15 protein-coding genes are annotated in these 19698 nt (G+C 56.4%); 9 read left to right on the top strand and 6 right to left on the bottom strand.

What is annotated here, in order from left to right:
* The first annotated feature begins 635 nt into the window (after positions 1 to 635).
* The 5 genes from ACOTX7_RS17585 (at position 636) to selB (ending at position 6153) form a co-directional block, all read left to right on the top strand.
* Positions 636 to 992 (top strand): DUF3302 domain-containing protein, encoded by a 357-nt coding sequence (locus ACOTX7_RS17585; protein WP_047354180.1) that lies wholly within the window; start codon positions 636 to 638, stop codon positions 990 to 992.
* Positions 993 to 994: 2 nt separating this feature from the next.
* Positions 995 to 2131 carry an HlyD family secretion protein gene (locus ACOTX7_RS17580; RefSeq protein WP_006808617.1) on the top strand — a complete coding sequence of 379 codons (1137 nt, stop codon included), beginning with the start codon at positions 995 to 997 and terminating at the stop codon, positions 2129 to 2131.
* A gap of 89 nt (positions 2132 to 2220) precedes the next feature.
* The gene (locus ACOTX7_RS17575) at positions 2221 to 2829 is read left to right on the top strand and encodes a glutathione S-transferase (protein WP_039274607.1); all 609 of its coding nucleotides are present in this window, start codon (positions 2221 to 2223) and stop codon (positions 2827 to 2829) included.
* Between the two features lie 103 nt (positions 2830 to 2932).
* On the top strand, positions 2933 to 4318 hold the full coding sequence (selA, locus tag ACOTX7_RS17570; RefSeq protein ID WP_221256642.1) for an L-seryl-tRNA(Sec) selenium transferase: 1386 nt from the start codon (positions 2933 to 2935) through the stop codon (positions 4316 to 4318).
* Complete coding sequence (selB, locus tag ACOTX7_RS17565) at positions 4315 to 6153, top strand: selenocysteine-specific translation elongation factor (RefSeq protein WP_205922976.1); 1839 nt, start codon at positions 4315 to 4317, stop codon at positions 6151 to 6153. The genes selA and selB overlap by 4 nt, the downstream gene beginning before the upstream one ends.
* A 3-nt stretch (positions 6154 to 6156) precedes the next feature.
* Here selB and ACOTX7_RS17560 read toward each other — a convergent pair whose 3' ends face one another.
* The gene (locus ACOTX7_RS17560; protein WP_221256640.1) at positions 6157 to 7041 is read right to left on the bottom strand and encodes an ROK family protein; all 885 of its coding nucleotides are present in this window, start codon (positions 7039 to 7041) and stop codon (positions 6157 to 6159) included.
* Positions 7042 to 7207: 166 nt separating this feature from the next.
* Here ACOTX7_RS17560 and aldB point away from each other — a divergent pair, with 166 nt between their 5' ends.
* Positions 7208 to 8746, top strand: coding sequence for an aldehyde dehydrogenase AldB (gene aldB / locus ACOTX7_RS17555; protein WP_421626141.1), 1539 nt, complete (start codon positions 7208 to 7210; stop codon positions 8744 to 8746).
* Positions 8747 to 8845: 99 nt separating this feature from the next.
* On the opposite strand, the gene ACOTX7_RS17550 is transcribed toward aldB, so the two are convergent.
* On the bottom strand, positions 8846 to 10795 hold the full coding sequence (locus tag ACOTX7_RS17550) for a glycoside hydrolase family 127 protein (RefSeq protein WP_221256639.1): 1950 nt from the start codon (positions 10793 to 10795) through the stop codon (positions 8846 to 8848).
* Positions 10796 to 10805: 10 nt separating this feature from the next.
* On the bottom strand, positions 10806 to 12206 hold the full coding sequence (locus ACOTX7_RS17545; RefSeq protein WP_221256638.1) for an MFS transporter: 1401 nt from the start codon (positions 12204 to 12206) through the stop codon (positions 10806 to 10808).
* A 226-nt stretch (positions 12207 to 12432) separates the two neighbouring features.
* Here ACOTX7_RS17545 and ACOTX7_RS17540 point away from each other — a divergent pair, with 226 nt between their 5' ends.
* Positions 12433 to 13251, top strand: a complete 819-nt coding sequence (locus ACOTX7_RS17540; protein ID WP_006808609.1) for an AraC family transcriptional regulator — start codon at positions 12433 to 12435, stop codon at positions 13249 to 13251.
* 93 nt (positions 13252 to 13344) lie between these two features.
* Entirely contained in the window at positions 13345 to 13800 is a 456-nt protein-coding gene (locus ACOTX7_RS17535; protein WP_221813611.1) for a 4Fe-4S dicluster domain-containing protein, read from the top strand.
* Between the two features lie 7 nt (positions 13801 to 13807).
* On the opposite strand, the gene avtA is transcribed toward ACOTX7_RS17535, so the two are convergent.
* Together avtA and ACOTX7_RS17525 are read right to left on the bottom strand one after the other, a co-directional pair.
* Positions 13808 to 15061, bottom strand: a complete 1254-nt coding sequence (gene avtA / locus ACOTX7_RS17530; RefSeq protein ID WP_221256637.1) for a valine--pyruvate transaminase — start codon at positions 15059 to 15061, stop codon at positions 13808 to 13810.
* A 236-nt stretch (positions 15062 to 15297) separates the two neighbouring features.
* Positions 15298 to 17328 (bottom strand): alpha-amylase, encoded by a 2031-nt coding sequence (locus ACOTX7_RS17525; protein ID WP_205925282.1) that lies wholly within the window; start codon positions 17326 to 17328, stop codon positions 15298 to 15300.
* Positions 17329 to 17642: 314 nt separating this feature from the next.
* Between ACOTX7_RS17525 and ACOTX7_RS17520 the strand changes: the two genes are divergently transcribed.
* On the top strand, positions 17643 to 18467 hold the full coding sequence (locus ACOTX7_RS17520; protein ID WP_006808605.1) for a protein bax: 825 nt from the start codon (positions 17643 to 17645) through the stop codon (positions 18465 to 18467).
* Between the two features lie 35 nt (positions 18468 to 18502).
* Here the strand turns inward: ACOTX7_RS17520 and xylR are convergent, their stop codons facing one another.
* Positions 18503 to 19681 carry a D-xylose utilization transcriptional activator XylR gene (gene xylR / locus ACOTX7_RS17515; protein ID WP_006808604.1) on the bottom strand — a complete coding sequence of 393 codons (1179 nt, stop codon included), beginning with the start codon at positions 19679 to 19681 and terminating at the stop codon, positions 18503 to 18505.
* Positions 19682 to 19698 lie beyond the last annotated feature (17 nt).

Below are 19698 nucleotides of genomic sequence, written 5' to 3'. Positions count from 1 at the left end.
GCTTGCGGCCCGAGGTTTATCGTTAATGTGCGGCGGCAGAGGTAGCCGGGCCCTGTTCTGATGCTGTGAAATCTGGCACTGAATCGTTCAACTGTCCAGATAGCGGAATTTTGTGTGATCTGAATCACGTAAATGTAGGGGGTGAGGATATTAATGAAGTGATCGCGATCACATAATGAGTGTGTAAAAAAAATACATCGCTCAGAATTACGCCAAAATGGGCGGTGTTTTGTGATTTCTATCACAATGTTAAGTTGGCTGTTTGTTTCCAGATTGTGATTTGATTCACAAAATATTTTTATTCCGATTCCTCCCGCTGCGAGCGCAGTCATTTTCTGCGTGTCGCAGTGCGGCACCCTGTAAAAAAGCAACATTAATCGCTAAGCCAAATGCGCCAAAATGTTGTATGGCGAAAAGCGAAAACCTGGATTACGCTCATATCGTAAGCGTAAATATATTTTTATTCAGGTTATATTTTGACACGTTTATAAACTTGCATGCAGTTATTATAAGAAACGATACTTCCCGGCTCTGAAATAATAGCCGCAGCCTGTTTGTTTAAAAATAAATAAATTAATCAGGTTGCGCATCAATTTATTCAATTAATGAGTTGACGTTGTGTAAGCGAGGAGACTATGTTTCTCAACTATTTCGCGCTGGGCATATTAATTTTCGTGTTCCTGGTTCTGTTCTACGGGATCATCGCTATTCATGATATTCCCTATAATATGGCGAAAAAACGTAATCATCCCCATGCGGATGCTATCCATACGGCTGGCTGGATCAGCCTGTTTACGCTCCATGCCATCTGGCCCTTCCTGTGGATTTGGGCCACGCTGTACCGGGAAGATCGCGGCTGGGGTATGCAAAACCACATTCAGCCGTCAGACCGACCCTCTGACGTTGATGCCCTTGCGAAACGCGTCACCGAGCTTGAGCAAAAGCTCGCCGCCGTGCAGCCCGTGGTCGATAAAAACACGCTGGAGCGATAATCATGGATCTGTTGATTATTCTGACCTATGTGGCCTTCGCCTGGGCTATTTTTAAAATATTCCGTATTCCGGTAAATCAGTGGACGCTCGCCACCGCGTCATTAGGCGGAATATTTATTGTGGCGGGGCTGATTCTGTTAATGAACTATAACCATCCCTATACCTTTACGGCGCAAAAAGCGGTTATTTCAATCCCCATTACGCCGCAGGTCACTGGCGTGGTCAGTGAAGTGACCCATAAAAATAACCAGCTTATTAAAAAGGGCGAAGTGTTATTTAAACTCGATCCGGGTAAGTATCAGGCGCGCGTCGACAGGCTGAAAGCCGATCTGGTTACCGCCACGCACAATATTGATGTACTTAAAGCCCAGCTCTCTGAGGCGCAGGCCAACACGACCCGCGTGTCTGCTGAACGCGACCGGCTGTATAAAGATTATCAGCGCTACGTCAAAGGCAGCCGGGCGAAGGTCAATCCGTTCTCTGAAAGCGATATCGATAACGCACGGCAGAACTATCTGGCGCAGGATGCGCTGGTAAAAGGCTCGGTTGCTGAACAGACCCAGATCCAGAGTCAGTTAGACAGTATGGTCAACGGCGAGCAGTCGCAAATTGCTTCGCTTCGTGCGCAACTGGCCGAGGCCACCTATAACCTGGAACAGACGGTGGTCCGCGCGCCAGGCAACGGCTACGTCACGCAGGTCCTTATCCGCCCGGGAACCTACGCTGCGGCGCTGCCGCTGCGTCCGGTGATGGTGTTTATTCCCGAACAGAAACGCCAGATTATCGCTCAGTTCCGCCAGAACTCATTACTGCGTCTGAAGCCTGGTGACGAAGCGGAAGTGGTGTTCAACGCGCTGCCGGGCCGGGTGTTCTCCGGCAAGCTTACCAGCATCCTGCCGGTGGTGCCGGGAGGAACCTATCAGGCACAGGGGGTGTTACAGTCGCTGACGGTGGCGCCGGGTACGGATGGGGTGCAGGCGCTTATCGAACTGGAACCGAACGCGGATGTTGATGCGCTGCCTGACGGCATCTATGCCCAGGTGGCTGTCTATTCCGACCACTTCGCCCACGTCTCGGTGATGCGTAAGGTATTGCTGCGTATGACCAGCTGGATGCACTACCTTTACCTCGACCATTAAGCGTTGGAGGGCAGGAATGCGAGATGCATACCTGCCTTTTTTCACGGCTTGATCCATACTGACCTCTTTGTGGGCATTAAGGATAAGCAATGAAACTCATCGGCAGTTACACCAGTCCTTTCGTGCGTAAGATTTCGATTCTCCTGCTGGAGAAAGGAATTGAATTTGAATTCGTGAATGAACAGCCCTACAACGCAGAGAACGGCGTTGCGCAGTACAACCCGCTGGGGAAAGTCCCGGCGCTGGTAACGGACGAGGGCGACTACTGGTTTGATTCCCCGATCATTGCGGAGTACATCGAGCTGCTTGGCGTTGCGCCAGCCATGCTGCCGACGGAGCCAAAAGCGGCGCTGGCGATGAAGCAAATTGAAGCCCTGGCGGATGGCATTATGGATGCGGCGCTAACGTCCGTACGCGAGCAGGCAAGGCCCGCCGCCCAGCAGTCAGAAAATGAACTGCTGCGCCAGCGTGAAAAAATCAGCCGCAGCCTGGACAGGTGCGAACAGCTGATCCGCGACGGTAAAATTCAGAGCGATAGCCTGAATCTGGCGACGATCGCCATCGCCTGCGCCATTGGCTACCTCAATTTCCGCCGCGTCTCCCCGGGCTGGTGCGTGGATCGTCCACTGCTGGTCAAACTGGCGGAGACGCTCTTCCAGCGCGAAAGTTTTGCCCGGACGGAACCACCAAAGGCTTGATGCGGGTTATAACACTTCCTGGCGGGAGGCGGTACAATCCCCCCACATGTTAACTCCCTCTCCCGTCGGGAGGGGGGAAGATATTTACTCGCCAGGCGCATTCATGACTACTCATCATTCCCTCTACAGCCAGATCCCCGCTACCGATCGTCTGCTTCGTGACCCGCGCATTACGGCGGTGCTGGAGCAGTTTGGCCATACTGCAACGGTCGACATGCTACGCCAGCTTCAGGACGACGCGCGTCGCCATATTCAGGCTGAGAATGCGCTACCCGGCTGGTGCGTGGCGTGGGCGCAGGAAGTTGAACGCAGGCTGAGCAAGCATGCGCAAAGCGCGTTGCGCCCGGTCATTAACCTGACGGGCACGGTACTGCACACCAATCTGGGGCGGGCACAGCAGGCAGAAGAGGCAATAGAGGCCGTCACCCAGGCCATGCGCTCGCCGGTGACGCTGGAGTACGATCTGGACGGCGCCGGACGTGGGCATCGCGACCGCGCGCTGGCAGATCTTCTCTGCCAGATCACCGGCGCGGAAGATGCCTGCATCGTGAATAACAACGCGGCGGCGGTGCTGTTAATGCTGGCGGCCACCGCGAGCGGAAAAGAGGTTGTCGTCTCTCGCGGCGAGCTGGTGGAGATCGGCGGAGCGTTTCGTATTCCGGACGTCATGCGCCAGGCGGGTTGCACGCTGCATGAAGTGGGTACAACCAACCGTACCCATGCAAAAGATTATCGCGCGGCGGTGAATGAAAATACCGCGCTGCTGATGAAAGTGCATACCAGCAATTACCATATCGAAGGGTTTACCAAAACGGTGGAAGAGGCCGACCTGGCCGCCATCGGGCGCGAGCTAAACGTGCCGGTGATTGCCGATCTCGGCAGCGGGTCGCTGGTGGATATGCGCCAGTTCGGGCTGCCGAAAGAGCCGATGGTGCAGGAGATGATCGCCGCGGGCGTCAGCCTGGTCAGTTTCTCCGGCGATAAACTGCTGGGCGGGCCGCAGGCGGGGATTATCGTCGGCAGGCGCGAGCTGATTGCGCAGCTACAGCAGCATCCACTGAAGCGTGCTCTGCGTGCTGATAAAATGACGCTGGCCGCGCTGGAAGCCACGCTGCGGCTCTATCTCTACCCGGAGAAACTGGCTGACCGCCTGCCCACGTTGCGTTTGCTGAGCCGTGATACGGCCTCCATTCGCGCGCAGGCGGAAGCGCTACTGCCGCAGGTTGCTCCTCATTACCCTGAGTTTGACGTTCGTATCGAGCCTTGCCTGTCGCAAATTGGCAGTGGCTCGCTGCCCGTGGACAGGTTACCGAGCGAAGCGCTGACGTTCACCCCGCGCGACGGACGCGGAAGCCAGCTTGAGGCGCTCTCGGCACGCTGGCGCGCATTACCGACGCCGGTGATAGGCCGTATCGGTGATGGCCGCATGTGGCTGGATTTACGCTGTCTGGAAGATGAAAAGCGGTTTCTGGAGATGATGTTGAAATGATTATTGCCACCGCCGGTCACGTTGACCACGGCAAAACCACGTTATTGCAGGCCATTACGGGCGTGAATGCCGATCGCCTGCCGGAAGAGAAAAAGCGCGGCATGACCATTGACCTGGGTTATGCCTACTGGCCGCAGCCCGATGGTCGCGTGCTGGGTTTTATCGACGTGCCCGGTCACGAGAAGTTTCTTTCCAATATGCTCGCGGGCGTGGGCGGTATCGATCACGCGCTGCTGGTGGTTGCATGCGATGACGGGGTGATGGCGCAAACGCGCGAGCATCTGGCGATCCTCCAGCTGACGGGAAACCCGCAGTTGACCGTCGCCCTCACCAAAGCGGACCGTGTGGACGAGGCGCGTATCGACGAGGTGCGTGAAGAGGTACTGGCGGCACTGGCTGAATACGGTTTTGAGGATGCCGCACTGTTTGTCACCGTGGCGACAGAAGGCCGCGGTATCGACGCCCTTCGCGACCATTTGCAGCAGATCCCGTCTCGTGAACAGGCCAGCCATCACCGGTTCCGTCTGGCGATCGACAGGGCATTCACCGTGAAAGGGGCTGGGCTGGTGGTGACCGGCACCGCGCTGAGCGGCGAAGTGAACGTGGGCGATACCCTGTGGCTGACGGGCGTGAACACACCGATGCGCGTGCGTGGGCTTCATGCGCAAAACCAGCCGGTAGAGCGGGCCTACGCCGGGCAGCGTATCGCCCTGAATATTGCCGGTGATGCCGAAAAAGACCAGCTTAACCGCGGCGACTGGCTGCTGGCCGACGCGCCGCCGGAGCCTTCTGAACGGATCATCGTTTCACTCCAGACCCACACGCCGCTGACCCAGTGGCAGCCGCTGCACATCCACCACGCGGCCAGCCACATCACCGGGCGTGTGTCGCTGCTGGAAAACGATCTCGCCGAGCTGGTGTTCGACTCCCCGCTCTGGCTGGCGGATAACGATCGCCTGGTTCTGCGTGATATTTCGGCGCGGGAAACGCTGGCGGGGGCGCGCGTGGTCATGCTGGATCCGCCCCGTCGCGGCAAGCGTAAGCCCGAGTATTTACAGTGGCTGGCCGCGCTGGCGAAGGCAAGCGACGATAAGTCTGCGTTAGATATCCACCTTGAGCGTGGTGCGGTGGATCTGGCGGCGTTCGCCTGGGCGCGCCAGCTTAGCGGCGAAGGATTGCGTCTTCTGACGCAGGAGCCAGGGTTTATTCAGGCCGGTAACCGCCTGCTGAACGCGCCGGTGGCGGCGCGCTGGCAGCGCAAAGTGCTGAGCACACTGGCGACCTACCATGAACAGCATCAGGATGAGCCAGGCCCGGGCCGCGAGCGTTTGCGGCGCATGGCGTTGCCCATGGAAGATGATGCGCTGGTGCTGTTGCTGATTGAAAACATGCGTGAAAGCGGCGTGATTAACAGTCACCACGGCTGGCTACACCTGCCGGAACACAAGGCCGGTTTTACCGCTGAGCAGGACGCGGTCTGGCAAAAAGTCGCGGCGCTGTTTGGCGATGAACCGTGGTGGGTGCGCGATCTGGCGCGTGAAACCCATACCGACGAGCAGCTGATGCGTCAGGTACTGCGCCATGCGGCACAGCAGGGGATGATTGTGGCGATCGTGAAAGATCGTTATTACCGCAACGATCGGATCGTCGCGTTTGCGAACCTGATCCGGGAGCTGGATCAGGCGCGCGGATCAACCTGCGCCGCAGATTTTCGCGATCGGCTGAACGTGGGACGCAAACTGGCGATTCAGATCCTGGAGTATTTCAACCGCATCGGGTTTACGCGTCGTCGCGGCAATGACCATGTGCTACGCGACGCGCAGTTATTTCCGTAAGCGTTAAGCGCTGCGCGCCTGCTTCTGTTTAGCCAGCCAGACCGCGCCCAGCCTTCCCGCCTGGTTACCCAGCTTGCAGGGAAGGATGGGCACCCGGAGCGCCTCCCACTCTTCGAATCGCTGTAGGTATTTATCCAGCAGGAGATAGATTTTCTCCTGCTCGCTAATGCCGCCGCCAATCAGCACCGCCTGTGGATCAAACATAGATATCACGCTATAAATGCCGCGCGAGAGGAAATGCGCCCACTCTTCTATGGCCTCACGCAGATGCACGTCGCTGTCCATGCGTTTAAACAGCTCTTCCCCGTCAGGCATCTCCTCTTCCGACACGGCCAGCGCGCGGCGGCAGGCTTTCATCAGGCCGCTGGCTGACGCCACTTCGTGCATCGGTTCGCCGTTGTTGCCCACGGGCAGCACGCCAAATTCGCCCGCCCGGTAGTGCGACCCACGGTAGAGATCGCCCTCCATGACGATACCGCCGCCGATACCGGTGCCGATGGTGATGCAGACAAAATGCTCATAGTCCTTACCGGCGCCCTGCCAGCGTTCGCCCAGCGCCGCGCAGTTGGCGTCATTCTCGGCTGTGACGGGGAGATCGGTCAGCTGTGCGAAAAGTTCGCACAGATTTTCGCCGTCAAGATAATCCAGCGCCCCGGCTTTGGCCGCTTCGCCGGTATGGTGATTAATATGGCCCGGGAAACTCACGCCGATGCCGACGATCTCATACTCCTGGCGGTACTTATCCACCACCGTTTTCCACTTCTGTTTGAAGGTGCTTTCATCGTCAGGCGTATCATATTCATCGGATGTCAGTTCTTCGCCGTTTTCATTAATCACGCCGTGTTTGATGTGGGTTCCGCCCACGTCAAAGCCGATAAATAGCTGCATTGCATCGTTCCTCATGAGCCCCTGAGCTATTAAGTATGGCTCCGGCGGCAGAAACGAAACGTAAAGTACGGTAATCCGTGATACGGCTCGTAAACCCGTTACCGGCTGGCGAGAAAATCACCAGCCGGAACTACCCTTGTTGTACACCTACTGCAAGGAGACGGTCATGACAAACAATCCTCCCTCATCGCGTATCCAGCCTGGCGAGTATGGTTTTCCCCTTAAGCTCAAGCCCCGCTATGACAACTTTATCGGTGGCGACTGGGTGGCGCCCGTCGACGGTGAATACTATTCCAACCTGACGCCCGTCACCGGCCAGCCGCTGTGTGAAATTGCCAGTTCGGGCAAGCGGGATATTGATTTAGCGCTGGATGCGGCGCATAAGGCGAAAGATAAATGGGGACAAACGTCCGTTCAGGACAGAGCGGCCATTTTGTTCAAAATCGCCGATCGGATGGAGCAGAGTCTGGAGCTGCTGGCGACCGCTGAAACGTGGGACAACGGCAAGCCGATCCGGGAAACCATGGCGGCGGACGTGCCGCTGGCGATTGACCATTTCCGTTATTTTGCCTCCTGCATTCGTGCCCAGGAGGGGGGAATCAGTGAAGTTGACAAGGATACCGTGGCGTATCACTTCCACGAGCCGCTCGGCGTGGTAGGGCAAATTATTCCCTGGAACTTCCCGCTGCTGATGGCAAGCTGGAAAATGGCGCCCGCGCTGGCGGCAGGTAACTGCGTTGTGCTGAAACCCGCACGCCTGACGCCGCTTTCGGTACTGCTGCTGATGGAGGTGATTGGCGACCTGTTGCCGCCGGGGGTGATTAACGTGGTCAACGGTGCCGGGGGCGAGATTGGCGAATATCTGGCTACTTCAAAGCGTATCGCCAAAGTGGCGTTTACCGGCTCAACGGAAGTGGGTCAGCAGATCATGCAGTACGCGACCCAGAACATCATTCCGGTCACGCTGGAGCTGGGCGGGAAATCGCCGAACATCTTCTTTGCCGACGTGATGGATGAAGAGGACGCCTTCTTCGACAAAGCGCTGGAAGGGTTTGCGTTGTTCGCGTTTAACCAGGGTGAAGTCTGTACCTGTCCGAGCCGCGCGCTGGTGCAGGAATCCATCTATGAGCGCTTTATGGAGCGGGCGATCCGGCGCGTGGAGTCGATTCGCAGCGGTAATCCGCTGGATAACGTCACCCAGATGGGAGCGCAGGTATCGCATGGTCAGCTGGAAACCATCCTCAACTATATTGATATTGGCAAAAAAGAGGGGGCCGATGTGTTGACCGGCGGTCGTCGTAAGGTGCTGGGCGGCGATTTGCAGGAGGGTTACTACCTTGAGCCGACCATCCTGTTCGGTAAGAACAACATGCGCGTTTTCCAGGAGGAAATTTTTGGACCGGTGCTGGCCGTCACCACGTTTAAAACCATGGACGAAGCGCTGGAACTCGCCAACGACACGCAGTATGGCCTGGGGGCGGGCGTCTGGAGCCGTAACGGCAATCTGGCCTATAAAATGGGGCGCGGCATTCAGGCCGGACGCGTATGGACCAACTGCTATCACGCCTATCCGGCTCATGCGGCGTTTGGCGGCTACAAGCAGTCGGGCATCGGGCGTGAAACCCATAAGATGATGCTGGAGCACTACCAGCAAACGAAATGTCTGCTGGTCAGCTACTCCGATAAACCGCTGGGGCTGTTTTAATCTTCCCGCGCAGGCCGTCCCGGGCGGCCTGAGCCAGCCTACGTTTTACTCCCTCTCCCGTGGGAGAGGGCTGGGGTGAGGGCAACAGACCGCCGCTATTCAGCCCTCATCCACCCATATCCGCATTTCACCTTCTCCCCGGTTTGCCCAGCTAAACCACGGAATAAAGGTCAGCGTCCGGGGCTGACGTTCTACCGGCGAGCGGTCGTACTGCCACAGGGCATCAGTGTCCTTCGCCTGACACCCGATCCCCTCTGTCTGTATCAGCATTTTGTGCGCGAAAATGCCTTTGCCTTCAAATACCCGAAACGCGCTGTCTTGTGGCAAGGAAAGGTTATGCAGATTTGCACCGTTATCGGCCTCTTCCAGGCAGTAAACCAGCGGCCCGCGCTGGAGCGCGACTTTCCCCGCCTGCTGGCGCACCTGCGGGTTGCCATACACGCGGCGAACCGGCATCGGTAACGTCAGCGTCAGCGTGTCGCCTTCCTGCCAGCTGCGGTTGAGGTACAGGTATCCCCGGGAGACCTCGCCGGTAATGGCTTCACCATTCAGCGAAACCGCCGGTTCAGCGCACCAGTCCGGCAGCCTCAGGGCCAGCGTGTGACTCACCGGAACTGGCGAGGTTATCTCGATTTTCACCTGCTCATGCCACGGATAGTTGCCGCTAATCCGCAGCTGTAGGGTGTTTTCCCCAACCGGAATGGCGACGTCGTTCCCCACGTACAGATTGATCAACAGCGCGTCCGGGCGAACGGTATAAATGTAGTGCCCCAGCGAAGTCAGGACGCGCGCAATATTCGGCGGGCAACAGGCGCAGCCGAACCAGCGCTGACGCACCGGTTTCACGTGGTCATAGATATGGTTGAAGGCCAGCGTTTTCGGGTGTACTTCCAGCGGATTCACATAAAAGAAATGCTTACCGTCCAGCGCCATGCCGCCCAGCACCGTGTTGTACAGCGCACGCTCCATCACGTCGGCGTAGTGGCCGTCTGCCTCCATCTCCAGCATCCGGCGGGCAAACATCATCAGGCCAATGGAGGCGCAGCTTTCCGCATATACCGTATCGTTGGGCAGATCGTAATCGCTGCTGAACGCCTCGCCGCTGCTTTGCGAGCCAATCCCGCCGGTAATGTACAGCTGGCGCTGCGCCATGTTGTTCCACAGCCGCAGACAGTCCTGGCGTTTGCCTTCGTCATTGCTCAGGCGCGCCAGGTGCGCCATGCCCGCCATCAGGTAGACGAAACGCACCGCATGGCCGATGGCCGTTTGCTGTTCGGCAAGGGGTTGATGCGCCTGGCTGTAGGCTTTGTCCTTGACCATCCACGCCGGGCCATAGGTATTCCAGTAGGACGTTTTGCCGCGCTTCTCGTATTCAATGTCGTAGAAGTGAGGCTGCGCGCCGCGTTCCTCAATGAAATATTTCACCATGTTGAGATAGCGTGGCTCCTGCGTGACGTCGTACAGCCGCATCAGCGCCAGCTCGATTTCCGGGTGTCCCGGATAGCCGTGCAACTGCGTCTCGCCTGGGCCAAACACGCCGTCGATATGGTCCGCCAGCCTGCACACCACGTCCAGCAGGCGGCGCTTTCCGGTTCCCTGGAAATACGCCACGCCCGCTTCAATCATATGTCCGGCGCAGTACAGTTCGTGGCATTCCGCCAGATTGGTCCAGCGCTCCTCGGGGGCTTTCACCGTGAAATAGGTATTGAGATAACCATCTTCGCACTGCGCCGCCGCGACCAGTTCAATCACCTCGTCGGCGGTTTTTTCCAGTTCAGCATCCGGCTTCTGGCACAGCGACCACGCCACGGCTTCGAGCCATTTCGCCACGTCACTGTCCTGAAATACCATCCCGTAAAACTCCCCCTGTTCCAGACCGGCCGCGATGCGGAAGTTGGCGATGGCGTGGCTGGGTTCGGCCTCTGCCACGCGGTCGTTAAGCGCCTCCCACTGGTAAGGGATCACCACGTCACGGACCAGCCGTTGGTACTGACCAAGAAACGGGTCGTTGATTTTCAACTGGTGAAGGTCGGCTTCCATTATGGACATATCGTTCTCCTCAGGACTGGACATGACGCTGGCGCAAATCGGTGGCAATGCGCGGCATCACGGGATTGTTAAGCCTGCACCAGCGGATAGCGACCGCCAGCAGCAGGTGGAAAAGGGCAGGGAGTAGCGTCTCCATGGCGGTGATGCCCTGCAATGAGGCGGGCGTCTGGTTACCCGCGCCTAGCTGATAGGCCACGGCAATAAACACCAGGCTGATGATCCCGGCGCTGGATGCCCACGCGAGCTTGATGAAAAACAGGTTGAAAGCGAAGTTCATGCCCGATGAGCGCACGCCGGTTTTCCATTCGCCGTAATCATCGGCAAAGGCCATCAGCGAGAAGTGCAGCGGCAGAGTGAAGCCCAGGATCACGCCGTTGCTTAAAATGACGATCAGCCAGAGCGTCTGGTGCGCCGGGCCACCCGGCAGAAACCACATGCCCACTGCAAGTGCTGCGAGCACCAGGTTGGTGTAGTAGTAGAGTTTGACGGTATCCATTCGGCGCGACAGCGGGTTGACGATCACCGCACCCAGAATGGCGGCAAAGGTCACCATGGTGAAAAACAGCGAGGTGTACGCCGTGCTGCCCTGAAGCACGTAGGTGATGAAGTACATGTATCCGCCGCCGCGAATGTTGAATACGTTAATCAGCAGGAACGACATCACCAGCATCAGCAGTAGCTGATCGTTTTTACGCAGGCCCGCCAGATGCTCGCGCAGGGTGAATTTGCCCATCAGCGCCAGCGGGACGCGCTCGCGTACCCAGAAGAAGCAGCACAGGAACATCACCACGGCGATGGCACACAGCACGCCGACGCCCAGTTGATAACCCCGGGCGGCATTGCCCTGGCCCAGTTCCGCCACCAGCCACGGCAGGCCAACGGAGACCAGAAAGCCCGCCACGCCGCACAGTACGAAGCGCCAGGACTGGCAGGATATGACCTCGTTGTGGCGGGTGGTCATGGTATTGATCAGCGCACAATACGGCACGTTGATGGCGGTATAGCCCACGGACAACAGCAAATAGGTGCCAAACGCCCAGGCGATTTTCACGCCCATGCTGGCGTCCGGGACGGTAAAGGTCAGCACGCCGATGATGCCGATGGGAAGCGCGACCCACAGCTGCCAGGGACGAAAACGTCCCCAGCGGCTCTGCGTGCGGTCAGCAATCACGCCCATCACCGGATCGGAAACTGCGTCAAATACCCGCAGGGCAATGAACAGCGTGCCGACGAGCGCGGGCGTCAGGCCAAACACATCGGTATAGAAAAAGGTCAGAAAATTCATGATCAGACAGGTGATTACCGTGCCACCCGCGTCGCCCAGGCCGTAGCCAATTTTTTCGCGGACCGACAGCCGGTCATCGGCTACCTGTTTTGCAACTTCTGCGTCTGTAATCGGTGTGGAAGTCATGGGGTAACTCCTCGATAAACGTTTTTTTTATCGTATTTGTGCAAGGTACCCCATTTATTCTGCATTCAACGGGCAGACCAACAAGGGAAGGGAAAAGTATAAAAAGGTGACGATTCCGACCTGATGATAAAAGTGTGAGTTTGATCGAGCGGTTATGCTGATATTTATTAATAATCAAAGAATAAAGGCAATATTCGTCACCATAAAAGCGGAAAAATGAATATCCATGCTTGAATTATCCATAGCACTTCCGATTAAGGTTCAAAATGGCGGTTTATTTATCTCCCGGGGCGTGGGCCGTCATCCCGCACGAAAATTATCATCGTGGGAGATTATTTTTGTCGAAAAAGGGACATTAACGATCCAGGAGGAAAATACGCTTTTTGAGGTAAACGCTGGTGAGAGTTTATTACTTTGGCCGAAGCGGCGGCATGTCGGGGTGGACGATTTTCCGGGCGATCTGAAATTTTACTGGCTGCATTTTGAGGTGGATGAACGCTTGCCTGCGTTGCCAGGCGCGTCGCCGCTGTCGATTGAGCAACACTGTAGCGTTCGGGATCCGCAATATGTCATTGCGTTATTCCGACAGTTTTTAAGCGAGCAGGAAAAATTACAGCGTAGCCAGGCGCTGGAGATCATTTTGCTGTTAATTTTGCAGCAAATATCGCTCTCGCCGGGATATGAAGATAAAGCGGATGATGCGGGCGCGGCAATGGCGTGGAAGGCCAAACAGCTTATCCGCACGCACTTTCATTTGCCCATATCCACTTCGCAGCTGGCGAAAGAGCTGCACTGCAACGCTGATTACCTTGGGCGAGTATTTCGCCGGACGTTTCATTTAACCCTGACGGAGGCAATTCATCGCCAGCGCGTCAGGGCCGCTGAAAAACTGTTGTTGAACGATGCGGCCTCGTTAACTGAAGTGGCCGCCCGGTGCGGTTTTAATGACGTGGGTTATTTCCGGCAGATATTTTCGAAACATACCGGGTTAACGCCCGCCGTGTGGAAACGGCGGTACTGTAAAGAGCATATTAATTCCGGCTAAGCGCCGCCTCTTTGACTCATCACACCTTCGCTGCCTGAGACGTTATGTATGATGTGCCCGGAACCGGGTTTTAACGTGCGCGAGGCGTAACACATGAACCGATTTATCATGGCGGATTCGGAAAAATGTATCGGGTGTCGCACCTGTGAGGTGGCGTGCATGGTGTCGCATCAGAATGATGCTACGCCAGGTGCTGTTATGTCCCGTATTCGGGTGGTTAAGGGCGATACGTTCACCACGGCCGTGGGCTGTCACCAGTGTGAAGACGCACCCTGCGCGAATGTCTGCCCGACGCAGGCAATTCACCGCACTGCCGGGGCCTGGCTGGTGGAGCAGGCACGCTGTATCGGCTGCAAAAGCTGTATGGTGGCGTGCCCGTTCGGGGCAATGCAGGTTCGGCTCGTGGAAGATCGCGTTCAGGCGTTGAAATGTGATTTGTGCGTGCATCGCGAAGGGGGGCCCGCCTGCGTCGAAGCCTGTCCCACCCACGCGCTGCGCTGCATAGACCCCGCCAGATTACGCGCGGAACGGCTGCGTAATCTGGCCTGAGGACGTTTTAACCGGCTTCGCGCCAGGCGTTCTCAATCTCTTCGGCGAGAATTTTCACCCCCGCTTCGATTTTTTCCGGGTCCGGGACGTAGTTCATGCGCATGCACTGGTGCGTGTGCGGCCACGGCTTATCCAGTCCCGGGAAGAAGTAATCTCCTGGCACCATCAGCACGCCACGTTTTTTCAGACGCTGATAAAGCAGCTCTGTCGTAATGGGCAGATCTTTAAACCACAGCCACAGGAAAATGGCCCCTTCCGGTTTATGGATCAGGCAGCGTTCTTCCGGTAAATAGCGGCGAAGGATGGCGATGGTTTCCTGAACGCGCTGAGAGTAAAACGGCTTAATCACCTCATTCGACAGGCGCAGCAGGTCGTTACGCCTGATCATCTCGCACATCATCGCCGGGCCGATGCCGCCAGGCGAAAGGCTGATAATGCCGTTCATGTTGGTAATGGCGGTGATGATTTTCTCGTTAGCAATGATAATGCCGCAGCGGCTGCCCGGCAGGCCCAGCTTGGAGAGGCTCATGCACAGCACAATATTCGGGTTCCACAGCGGACGCGCTTCGCTGAAGATGATCCCCGGGAACGGTACGCCATAGGCGTTGTCGATCACCAGCGGGATGCCGTGCTGATTCGCCAGCGCATCCAGCTTCATCAGCTCGTCGTCGGTGATCACGTTGCCCGTCGGGTTGGTGGGACGGGATACGCAGATCATGCCCGTCTCTTCACCGATATGCAGATGTTCAAAATCGACGTGATATTTGAACTGGCCCTCTGGCAACAACTCGATATTCGGACGCGCGGACACAAACAGGTCTTCTTCGAGGCCAGCATCGGCATAGCCGATATACTCCGGTGCCAGCGGGAACAGCACTTTTTTTGTGGTGCCGTCGGCGCGGCGTCCGGCGAAGAGATTGAACAAGTAGAAAAACGCGCTCTGACTGCCGTTGGTCAGTGCAATATTCTGTGGTTCAATATCCCAACCCAGCGCTTCCCGCAGCATTGCCGCCAGAAGCGTCAGTAGTTCGGTTTTACCCTGTGGGCCGTCGTAATTACACAGCGCATCGGTTGCTTTACCGTTTTCCAGCATGTCTGCCAGCAGCGTCTGGAAGTAGGAGTTCATCTCCGGAATTTGAGCCGGGTTTCCGCCGCCAAGCATGATAGCGCCTGGGGTGCGCAGCCCGTCGTTGAGGTCCTCCATCAGGCGGGTAATGCCTGAATGGCGGGTAAATTTGTCGCCGAATTGTGAAAACGTCATAGCAGGTGATCTGTCGGGCTTAATATGAAAGGCAGTAACCATAACGCCAGCACCGTGTTGGTGCAAATCGGCGGATGTGGTCGGATTTGTTGTTTTATGTGGCGGGTTTGTATTTGTATGGTGAATTGTTCTGGTGAATGCCCCTCACTCCGGCCCTCTGCTCAAAGGGGCGAGGGAGAAAGAGCGCACCGTGCCATCCCCTCTCCCCCCTGGGGAGAGGGTTAGGGTGAGGGGGCCTATTGATTACCCGCCCACACCACCATCACCTTATCGCCCTTGTGCTCGCGCACAAAGCCGTAGCCTTCTTTCATCGACAGCGTGGTTTGCTTGCCTTCACCTACCGCCGGATGACGGGCGCGGAACTGCCCCAGAAGCTGCCAGTGGGCGACAGTTAACGCCTGTTTACCCGTGACGTCCTGCCAGTTCATATCCGAACGGGTTCCCTGTAGCGGATCGGAGCCCGTCGGGCCGAATGGACGCTCTGATTCATCGCCGTAATAGATCTGCACGCTTCCCGGTGCCAGCAGCAGTAACTCAGCGGCGCGCTGGCCCCCTTCACGGAACAGACGCGTATCGTGGGAGGAGAGATAGCTCAGCACATTGAAACTTTGCAGCTTTTCTGCCATCTGCTGCCAGGTCAAATCCATATCCGCCAGACAATCCACCGCTTTCGCCGCCTGCTCCTGATAGTCAAAGTTGATCATCGCATCGAAGCCGTGGCGGTAATAATCGCTCTGCATGACGCCATGTCCCCAGGATTCACCGGTCATCCAGAATGGCGCATCGTCGAGTTTTTTGTCCGGGTTGGCGGCTTTCCACGCGGTCAGCGCCTGGCTGGCCTGGTTTTTCAGTTGCTGCCAGGCTTCAGGCTCAACGTGTTTAGCGGTATCGACCCGAAAACCGTCGATGCCGTAGTCACGTACCCACTGACTGAGCCAGTGGGTCAGATAATCCCGGGGGGTGAAATTCGTCATCACCTTCGCGTTGGTGTCGGGCTTATGTTGATAAAAGTTTGGCAAACCTGACGGGATCTTAGATTCCGTTTTCAGATCCGGCAGGAAGGCCAGCGACATGGTCAGATCGTCAAAGCCCGGGTTGTCGTAATCACCGATATCGGTACGGATCCATTTTTTACCCCACCACTTTTCCCATGCGGCTTTATCACTGAAGTTGATGTAATCGTTGAAGCTGTGCCAGCTTTGGCCCGCGCCTGGCTTCCAGTCAGTCCAGCGCTCACCGAGGGTTTTTTTCAGCTCATCCCCCTGCAAATACAACGCGCCAAACTGATACTCCTGCATATCGGCAAGCGTCGCATAGCCCGCGTGATTCATGACAACGTCAAACAGGACGCGGATCCCGCGCCGGTGCGCTTCATCGACAAGCTGGCGCAAATCTTCTTCGTTGCCCATGTTGGCGTCGAGTTTCGTCCAGTCCTGGGTGTAATAGCCGTGATAGGCGTAGTGGGGGAAATCCCCTTTCGTGCCGCCGCCAACCCAGCCGTGGATCTGCTCCAGCGGAGAGCTTATCCAGAGCGCATTCACGCCCAGCTGCTGAAGATAATCCAGTTTGCTTGTAAGCCCTTTAAGATCGCCGCCGTGGAAAGTACCAATCTCCTGCATACCGTCTTTATGGCGGCCATAGCTATTGTCGTTGGTGGGGTCGCCATTCACAAAGCGATCGGTCAGCACGAAATAGACGGTGGCGTTTTGCCAGCTGAACGGCGCGGGTTTGTCCGTCTCGGCGCGCTCAAGCAGCAGCAGGCCGTTGCTGTTGGCGGCTGGCTGAAGCGTGACTTTGCCATTTTGAACGGTCGCGGTCTGTTTGCTGTAAAAATCACGCACCACCGTGCCTTCCGGGAAGGTGTTAACGACGTCGATCGTGAGCGGTTGGCCGTCCCACTTCGGGCACTGGCGGGTAACGTTAGCGACAGGCTGTGGCGCCGCACTGTTCACCGTCAGCATCAGCGTCGGCGTTCCCGAGCGCGTATCAATACGCATCTGATAAACGCCGTCACGGAATAACCGCCACTGCGGCGGGGTGCCTTCGCACGGTTTGAGCGACAGCATCTCGTTGAGCTTAATGGCATCTGTCGGCTGCCAGCACGCGTTGTCAAGACTCAGCGTCAGCGGGCGGGTACCCTTCGCAAGCGTTGCCTGGCTGGTAAAAACGCCGGTACCTTCAGCGTTAAACGCGTCAAATCCTGGCGATGACCAGTCGGCATGCGCGAGTGCGGGTAACATCAGAACAGCTAATGCAGTGCGTTTCATTCCATTTTCCTGTCGCGGCATTTTTGACCAGTGTGCCATTCGGTTCAGGGGAAAAACTCCTCCTCTGAGGCTTTCTGCCAGGAGGACGCGAAGGGATGAGTGATCCCGCGCAAAATTAGGCAGTTATCTGCGATATCGCGCACATTTTTCCAGTGTTGATGCTTTAATGAGCACGTTCCGGATGACATAGTTTCGGAATTGGACTATTTGTATACGTGCTCTTGAGGACTATTTTTGGTATGATTTGAGATTCCGCTCTCAAATTTTTGAAGAAAATAAGGTGTTGGAATGCTTATATCCGACCAGGAGACCTAATGATATCGACTCCCATTCGACGATATGGGGCCGCGATACTCATGTTACTCACCATGGCATTTTCAGGTGAGGTGCTTGCAAAGACGCACACGGATACAACGAGTAAGAAAGCCCACGTAATAAAGACGACAAGCAGTAAGGTTAGCAGTAAACAAGAGTATTCTCGCAATAGTGCAAAGAGTAGTTCACTTCCTGATTTGCGAAAATACCCTTCCGGAACACCAAGAAAAAAAGCGTTTCTCCGGACGGTAATGCCTTACATTAAAAGTCAAAATGCCGCGATTACTGCGGATCGTAACTGGCTGATCTCCAAACAGTACGATAGCCGCTGGTCGCCGTCTGAGCGCACTCGCCTGAAAGACATCGCCAAACGCTATAAAGTGAAGTGGAGCGGGAACACGCGTCGCGTGCCGTGGAATTCACTGTTAGAGCGTGTGGACATCATTCCAGGCAGTATGGTCGCGACAATGGCTGCCGCCGAAAGCGGTTGGGGCACCTCGAAGCTGGCGCGCAACAACAACAATCTGTTTGGCATGAAATGCGCAAAAGGTCGTTGTACCAATGCACCCGGCAAGGTGAAGGGCTATTCACAGTTTGAATCGGTGAAAGATTCCGTGAATGCCTATGTGGTGAACCTGAACACCCATCCGGCCTACTCCTCGTTCCGTAAGTCACGCGCACAGCTGCGTAAGGCGGATCAGGAAGTGACGGCCACGGCGATGATCCACAAGCTGAAAGGTTATTCCACTCAGGGACAGCGTTATAACAATTACCTGTTCTCCATGTACCAGGATAACCAGCGTCTGATTGCCGCGCATATGTAATGAAAAACGCCTTCCACTGGAAGGCGTTCTCTTTTCTAGAGCAGGACTTCACTGTACCGTTCCCGGTACTCCTTCGGCGTGGTGTCGTACTCTTTCCTGAACACCGAATAGAAATACTGTAGCGACGGGTAGCCGCACATCTGTGAAATCTCGTTGATTGACAGCGAGGTGGAGATCAGCAAACTGCGCGCTTTCTCCAGCTTTTCCGCATGGATCACGGCGTGAATGGTCTCACCGACTTCCTCTTTGAACCGTTTCTCCAGATTCGAACGTGAAATACCGACCGAATCCAGCACCTGATCGACCTTAATCCCTTTGCAGGCATGATTGCGAATGTAGTGCATCGCCTGAATCACGGCCGGATCGTTTAAGGAACGGTAGTCAGTTGAGCGACGCTCGACCACGCGAACGGGCGGAACCAGCAGACGCTGGAGCGGCAGGGATTCTTTGTCTAACAGCCTGTGCAGCAGCTTCGCGGCCTGATAGCCCATCTGACGGGTACCCTGAGCCACGGATGAGAGCGCCACGCGTGACAGATAGCGCGTAAGCTCTTCGTTATCAATACCAATCACGCACAGCTTTTCCGGCACCGGAATATGCAAATGTTCGCACACCTGTAATACGTGGCGGGCGCGGGCGTCCGTCACGGCGATAATCCCGGTCTGTGGCGGCAGCGTTTGCAGCCAGTCAGCCAGGCGATTCTGTGCGTGCTGCCAGTTTTCTGGCGCGGTTTCCAGCCCTTGATAAACGACGCCGCGATACTTCTCCTGGGCGACCAGCTGGCAGAAGGCATATTCACGCTCCATCGCCCAGCGCTTTCCGCTGGTGGCGGGCAATCCGTAAAACGCAAAACGATGCACGCCTTTCTCCTTTAAATGGAGAAAGGCGGTCTCGACCAGGGCATGGTTATCCGTGGCGATGTAGTGAACGGGGGGATAGTGTTCCGGTGAATGGTAAGAGCCGCCAACGCCCACGATAGGCACGTCGACGCCACTCAGCAACTGTTCAATTACGGGGTCGTCAAAGTCGGCGATGACCCCGTCTCCCAGCCAGTCTTTGATGTTCTCCAGACGGGTACGGAAATCTTCTTCGATGAAAATATCCCATTCCGATTGCGACGCCTGCAAATATTCACCAACCCCTTCAACCACCTGCCGGTCATAGGCTTTGTTGGCATTGAATAACAACGTAATGCGGTGACGCTTTTCAAACATGGCTCATTTTCCCAGAT

Source organism: Enterobacter cloacae complex sp. IR5418, assembly GCF_049238105.1.
In the GTDB taxonomy this organism is placed as follows: domain Bacteria; phylum Pseudomonadota; class Gammaproteobacteria; order Enterobacterales; family Enterobacteriaceae; genus Enterobacter; species Enterobacter hormaechei.
This window is presented reverse-complemented; position numbering and strand designations above follow the sequence as displayed.